The sequence below is a fragment of the Kordia sp. genome, assembly GCF_045105435.1.
Taxonomy (GTDB): domain Bacteria; phylum Bacteroidota; class Bacteroidia; order Flavobacteriales; family Flavobacteriaceae; genus Kordia.
Map to the genome: position 1 here is coordinate 1 of NZ_JBGCDL010000135.1, position 6,072 is coordinate 6,072.

A 6,072-nucleotide genomic window follows, 5' to 3' on the forward strand; every position below is an offset into this window, starting at 1 on the left:
GTAGAAGCATAGTTTTTCAAGGTTTCTTTTGGTTGTCCAATTCCTTTATTAATTTGCCCAGAAGCATGTCCAATAACTTCATGTAAAGCTGTATGTAATTTATCGGCTAACTTTCCGTATTTTTCTTCTAATTCAAATTCTTCATCATCATGCACAAATTCTTTCAATCTTCCCGATCCACCAGCTTGCGAATACGCATTGATAATATTTCCTAAAGAAACTGATTTAGATCCGTGATCTTGACGAATCCAGTTGTTATTAGGTAAGTTTACTCCAATTGGTGTACTTGGTGAAGCGTCTCCTGCTTCTCCTGCAACATTTACCGTTTTATAAGAAACTCCTACTACATTTTTCTTTTTGTGACTTTCAACTAAAGGAGAGTTATCTTCAAACCATTGTGCTTCTTTTGATAAAACAGCCATTTTCTTTGACATGTCAAAATCTTTAATTTGTACAATTGTTTCATACGAACCTCTGTATCCTTTTGGATCATTGTATACTTCAATAAATCCGTTAATCCAGTCAATATTTCCATCTGTTGAGGTTGCCCAAGAAATGCAATATTGATCCCAAGTATCTAAACTTCCTGTTTTATAATATTCAATTAATAAACCTAACGTTTTCGCTTGTTTTTCGTTTTCGGCAACACCTTTTGCTTTTTCTAACCAATAGATAATTTTATCAATAGCGCTTCCGTACATTCCGCCAGATTTCCATACTTTCTCTACCAATTCTCCGTTTTCACGAACTAATTTCGAGTTTAATCCTGCTTCAACAGGTTTTCCTTCTGGCCCTTTATAGGCAGTTTCGTAGAATTTTTCTACGTCAGCACTTGTAATATCTGGTCCGTAAAAGTTAATTGCAGATACCAATACGTTATCTACACCATCTTTTTTATTTACTTTTTTACTGTCTTTATCGTTGAAAATAACTTCTAAAGCTTCTCCTTTAAGTTCAGTATTTGTAGTAGTTAATAAGCTGTCGACTAAATATTCTTTAGAAAATTCAGGTTTTAATTTATCATTTGAATAATGATGGTGAATTCCGTTAGAAAACCAGACACGTTTTATATACGTTTCAAAAGCTTTCCAATCATTAGATGTTTTATCACCTTTATAATTCACGTATATATTTTCTAATGCTTCACGAATCGTTAAGTTATGTCGGTAATTTTGATCCCACATAATATCTCTTCCAGAAAGTCCTGCTTGGGTTAGGTAGTATACTAACTTTTTTTCTTTCAAAGTCAATTCATCAAATCCAGGGATTTCATATCGCAATACTTTTATATCAGCGAACTGTTCTACCTGAAAATCTAACTTATCACTTTTTGCTTGTTCTAAATAGCTTACTTCAAAGCTATCTTGCCAAGGTTTCTGTTTCTCTGCACAAGAAAATAGCATTCCCGCCGCTAAGGCTATTCCTGCAATTGATTTTAAGTTCATTTGTTTATTTTTAGTTTATTGTTTTGGTCAAATGTGACATTTGTTCGTTTTACTATTTTCAGATAAACATAAAAAAACACTTGCTTTTTTATGAAATTGCTATCCTTTTGCCACAAATGTAATGAATTCACTAAAACATTAAAAATTTGTACATTAGCAATACGAACTAATACACCCGAAAAATATGAAAATTTTAAAGTATGTATTGCTATTGCTGCTGGTAGTGCTCGTTGCAGGCGCAATTTTTGTAGCAACCAGACCCGATACTTTTGAAGTCACTAGAAGCAAAGTGATAAAAGCACCCGCTAGTGTAATTTTTAATAATATTAGCGATTTTAGAAATTGGGAAGCTTGGAATCCTTGGATGGAAAAAGATACTACTATTAAAGCTACGTATCCTGAACAAACAGCAGGTATTGGTGGTTCCTACAGTTGGGATGGTGATAGTGGACCAGGAAGAATGAAGAATTTATCAATGGTAGCCAACAAATCTCTAGAGCAAGAATTACAATTTGAAGATTATGAACCTAGTACGGTAAGTTGGACACTTGAAGAAGTGGAAGATGGTACAAAGGTAACTTGGACGATGAAAGGAGAAAAAATGACTTTTATGTTTAAATTAATCGCCGAATTGAATGGAGGAATGGATAAAATGATTGGTGGAGACTATCAAAAAGGATTAGAAAACCTAGATAAGGTAATTGCTGAACATATTAAAAAGAATCCGCCGCAAGTCTCATTTCGATTGGGAGAAATATCACAAGCAGATATTGCTGCAAAACAGTTTACTGGATTTTACCAAAAAAGTACAACAGATTTAGGCATACAGGAAATGACAAAATTATTTATGGAGTTTATGCCAAAAGCAAGAATGTATGGAGAAATGAATCAACTTGTGTATACACCTGGAACTTTATATAAAAAGTGGGACGAAGAAACGAAAGAAGCGGAATTTTATATTGGACTGTTAATTGAAGACGATTCAGTGCTTCCAGATGGAGACGGAATGACAAAAACAATTATACCAGCAGGGAAAATTGTAAAAATTTCAAAATTTGGACCGTATGGAGTAGGCGATGTGGAAGCGCATATAAAAATTGCTGAATTTATGAGCAAACACAAATTAATGCCTGCAGGACCTATTTGGGAATTGTATGAAAACGATCCTACGCAAGTGAAGCCAGCAGACATTCAAACTGATATCTATTATACGGTAAAAGCAGCTGAATAAAAAGTCAAAAAACAACTATTTGTCAGTTCGAGCGCAGTCGAGAACCCAAGTGAAATAAACGTTTCAATTGAATCTCGACTGCGCTCGATTTGACATTTATAGTAAGTGCGAAAAACATCAAACATAGTAGTGAAGTTATATTATTACACTACTGAATATAACATCGAATACAACTCATGAAACAACTCTTACTGGTTTTCCTTGGCGGAGGATTTGGAAGTTCACTACGATATCTTCTCGCAAAATACCTAAACAATTCTGCAACAGGAATTCCGTACGGAACATTTGCAGCAAACATACTTGGAAGTCTATTAATTGGAATTATCTTAGGAATGGCAGCTAAAAACAATACCATTAGTGAGCAATCAACACTTTTACTCGCCACAGGTTTTTGCGGTGGTTTTACAACATTTTCTACGTTTGCTTACGAAAACCATGTCTTTTTAAAATCGGGTGACTTTATGACATTCGCTTTGTATACAATTGCAAGTTTTGTAATTGGTTTTGCGGCTGTTTTTTTAGGAATGTATCTTGTGAAATACTTCTAATTAAATCTCAAAAAAGAAGAAACTCAATGCTTATCAAAAGCTTTTACACCTGCATTAATTTCAGTCTTTAAAAAATTTACCCTTGGCGGGATTGGACACGAATACTTATCATTATAAGCACACAACGGATTGTATGACTTATTAAAATCAATCTCAATCGTATCTCCTTTCGGAATCTCTAAATCTATATAACGTCCACCGCCATAACTCGCAAATCCGTTCGTTTCATCTGTAAAAGGAAGAAAAAGATAGTTTTTATATTCTTCTGTCTTCATTAACTTTTGATTTCGATAAATTTCTAATGAAAACTCTTTTCCATTCAGTGTAAAAGTAGCAATTCCGTAACGTCTATATTCTGGCTTTCTATCGGTAGAAGTTGGCATTTTAAAAATGGGCGAATTGGGCGTTCTTTTAAAAGTTGCTGTCACTTTGAATGTATTATTAATGGGGAAAAAGTCCAATCCTTCAAACGTTTTCAAATCTTTTGCTTTCAGCGGAGATGTAGATGCATCTTTATATTCAGCATTCAACTTTTGTTGGAATTCAGTTTCACCAATAACAGCTTCTTTCTTTCCAGAACAACCTATAATTAGTAAAGTACTACACAAAATCAAGCAAATATTTTTCATCGTTTACGATTCAATTTAATTAGATAATTTTCAAAAAGGAATAAGTTCAAAAATACAATTTGTCATTAAATAATTGAAGTTTTTTATTTTTTGTGTACAATTTTTATGTAGTTTTGAATCAAATAAAAGAAATAATGAACATTAACACAGTCAATAAGTATGTACAAAGATCTTCTTGGATAAGAGGTCTGGGCGCTTATATATTGTGTTGATATAGATATCACATATAACAATTATAAAAAGTCCGACTTCACAGTCGGACTTTTTATTTTTAATCAAATCCCAAATCAAAAAAACAACTAAGTATTCACAACCAAAAACTAACAATTATGAAAAAAATGTACGCGAATTACATTGCTTCATTCAAAGGGTTATCAAAAGAAATATGGTTTCTGTCAATCATCTCATTAGTCAACAGAGCAGGAACTATGGTGATTCCGTTTTTGTCAAAATATCTAAAAGAGTCGTTACATTTTAGTGTCGGTGATGTTGGTTCTATCATGGCTTTTTTCGGAATTGGCTCAGTACTTGGATCTTATATTGGAGGAAGATTGAGTGATAAAATCGGATTCTACAAAGTAATGATCGGGAGTTTGTTTCTCACAGGATTCGCCTTTATAGGAATGCAATACGTAACTTCATTTTGGGGATTGTGTTTTGCAATTATGGCAATTATGACAGTAGCAGATACGTTTCGTCCTGCAATATTTGTTTCGCTGAAGGCATATAGTACGGAAGAAAATAGAACACGTTCGTTAGCATTAGTGCGCTTAGCCATAAACTTAGGAATGGCAATTGGACCCACAGTAGCAGGTTGGATTATATGGAAGAAAGGCTACGATATGTTGTTTTGGATTGATGGCATTACATGTATTATCGCAATTTTGCTATTCAGAATTCTAGTGAAAGAACGTTCACATAAAAAAGAAGTGGAAGCAGCAACACCAAAGAAAGTGAAAATAAAAAATGTAGTATACAAAGATGTAAGCTATTGGATATTTGTTGCCATCTGTTTTATGATGGGAATGGTATTTTTTCAATTACTAACCACCATGCCTTTATACCATAAAGATGAATTTAACCTGACCGAGTTTCAAACAGGATTAATCATGTGTATCAATGTAATAATCATTGTAATTATAGAAATGCCACTTATCGACTATTTGGAACGAAAAGGATACAAAGACACCAAACTCATAGTATACGCATGTATATTTTTCACCTTGAGTTTCTTTGTGTTGTATGAAAATCTTTGGATAGGAATTTTAATCGTAAATATTGTTATCATTACCATTGCTGAAATGATCGGTTTTCCATACACGAACAAATTTGCAGTCAATAGAGCCAAAGAAGGATACGAAGGAAGTTACATGGCTTTATACGCAATGGCATTTTCTGTAGCACACATATTTAGCCCAAAAATCGGGTTGGAAATTGTGGGTAAATATGGATATCAAATCAATTGGTTGGTAACAGGAATGTATGGTGTAATTGCAATATTATTAGCCTTATGGCTGCATAAAAGAACTCAAAAAGGATTATAATGAATTTGATATAAGAGTGGTTTTCTTCTTTTCCGCAGTATAGTAGGAGTTTTTCGTTAAAAATTTTTGAAGCCTTGGAAAAAATTTAGAAGAACTCATGCGGTTTTAGTTTTTCTCCAAAAAAGAAAAACTAAAAATACCTCTGGAAAAGTGCCATTTCTTTTGTTTCTTTTCTTTGGGCGAACAAAGAAAACGAAAATAAGAATAATGAATTTTAGTATTTTAAGAATAACACCGTAAATGTTTGCTAAATTTTATTTGAATGAAATTTACGTTGAACTTGCGTTAAAAAAGAATTGTAATGAATTTAAACCAAGTCACAATTTCGTCAACAGACGTTGCCAAAGCAACGGAATTTTATAAAAAACTAGGATTGCGTCTCATTGTAGACGCACTTCCTAGGTATGTACGTTTTGAATGTCCTAATGGAGATGCTACATTTTCCATTCATAAAGTAGAAAAACTGTCAGAAAATAATAATATTACCTTGTATTTTGAAAATGAAAACTTAGATGTAACGGTAAAAGAATTGCAAGAAAAAGGCATTCAATTTACAAGTTTGCCAGAAGACAAATCATGGAATTGGCGCGAAGCACATTTAAACGATATCGACGGACATCACTTAATTTTGTTCAAAGCAGGAGAAGACCGAAAAAATCCACCATGGAGAATTGA

6 protein-coding genes are annotated in these 6,072 nt (G+C 33.2%); 4 read left to right on the forward strand and 2 right to left on the reverse strand.

The window, feature by feature from the left end; all coding sequences use genetic code 11:
* The coding region (locus AB8B65_RS06905; protein WP_405300138.1) for a dipeptidyl-peptidase 3 family protein at window positions 1-1,445 on the reverse strand (1,445 nt) is incomplete at its 3' end.
* Between the two features lie 184 nt (window positions 1,446-1,629).
* On the opposite strand from AB8B65_RS06905, the gene AB8B65_RS06910 reads away from it, so the two are divergent.
* Both AB8B65_RS06910 and crcB read left to right on the forward strand, forming a co-directional pair.
* Window positions 1,630-2,676 carry an SRPBCC family protein gene (locus tag AB8B65_RS06910; RefSeq protein ID WP_405300139.1) on the forward strand — a complete coding sequence of 349 codons (1,047 nt, stop codon included), beginning with the start codon at window positions 1,630-1,632 and terminating at the stop codon, window positions 2,674-2,676.
* 176 nt (window positions 2,677-2,852) lie between these two features.
* A complete protein-coding gene (crcB, locus tag AB8B65_RS06915) occupies window positions 2,853-3,224 on the forward strand; it encodes a fluoride efflux transporter CrcB (protein ID WP_405300140.1) in 372 nt (123 codons plus the stop codon).
* Window positions 3,225-3,247: 23 nt separating this feature from the next.
* Here crcB and AB8B65_RS06920 read toward each other — a convergent pair whose 3' ends face one another.
* Window positions 3,248-3,853 carry a DUF1684 domain-containing protein gene (locus AB8B65_RS06920; RefSeq protein WP_405300141.1) on the reverse strand — a complete coding sequence of 202 codons (606 nt, stop codon included), beginning with the start codon at window positions 3,851-3,853 and terminating at the stop codon, window positions 3,248-3,250.
* Window positions 3,854-4,182: 329 nt separating this feature from the next.
* Between AB8B65_RS06920 and AB8B65_RS06925 the strand changes: the two genes are divergently transcribed.
* The gene (locus AB8B65_RS06925; RefSeq protein WP_405300142.1) at window positions 4,183-5,397 is read left to right on the forward strand and encodes an MDR family MFS transporter; all 1,215 of its coding nucleotides are present in this window, start codon (window positions 4,183-4,185) and stop codon (window positions 5,395-5,397) included.
* A gap of 301 nt (window positions 5,398-5,698) precedes the next feature.
* Window positions 5,699-6,072 (forward strand): VOC family protein (locus AB8B65_RS06930; RefSeq protein WP_405300143.1); only part of this gene is annotated, 374 nt, incomplete at its 3' end.